Below are 868 nucleotides of genomic sequence, written 5' to 3'. Positions count from 1 at the left end.
GCGTAATCGAAGGATTTTCCGATTTACGGGCAACTTTATCGATTTCATCAATATATATGATGCCTTTTTCCGCTTTTTCAACGTCATAATCGGCTGCTTGAATCAATTTAAGGAGGATATTTTCCACATCTTCCCCTACGTATCCAGCTTCCGTCAATGAAGTCGCATCAGCAATGGCAAAAGGAACATTCAATAGACGTGCCAGCGTTTGTGCAAGAAGGGTTTTCCCGCTTCCTGTCGGTCCGATTAGGGCAATGTTACTTTTCGAAAGCTCGACATCGTCGACTTTGCTATTGGAATTGATACGCTTATAATGATTGTAAACCGCAACAGCCAAAGATTTCTTCGCCTGTTCTTGTCCAATCACGTATTCATCAAGAATTTCCCGGATTTCCATAGGTTTAGGTACATCTCTGAATTCCACTTCTTCATCAGTACCAAGTTCTTCCTCGACGATTTCCGTACAAAGCTCGATACACTCGTCACAAATATATACACCTGGACCAGCAACCAGTTTACGGACTTGTTCTTGTGTTTTTCCGCAAAAAGAACATTTCAACTGTCCTTTTTCATCATTAAATTTAAACATGTACGTTCACCCCTTTAAATACTCTTCCAACTCTAGTACATAGCGGTACCCAATCTTAATTGAAAAAAACTAGGCACACCTCTAGTTAAGCATTCCAAATCCCTAGTATGTTTTGCATTTTATCATGTTCTTGGAAGTTTAGTAACAAAAATGCTCACGCGTCCGAGTTGTTAAATAAGTACAATAATCAATCAATATGTATTTGCCCTTTACCAGTATGCCCAAAACTTTTGATTTTTAAAATTAGGATTCGCTGTATAAATATGTATATGCGGTATT

At 38.5% G+C, this 868-nt stretch carries 1 protein-coding gene; it reads right to left on the bottom strand.

Annotated elements, in window-relative coordinates:
- Window positions 1–589 (bottom strand): ClpX C4-type zinc finger protein (locus CVN76_RS01240; RefSeq protein ID WP_157805423.1); only part of this gene is annotated, 589 nt, incomplete at its 3' end.
- Between the last annotated feature and the right edge of the window lie 279 nt (window positions 590–868).

The organism is Bacillus sp. mrc49 (assembly GCF_002803435.1).
This window is presented reverse-complemented; position numbering and strand designations above follow the sequence as displayed.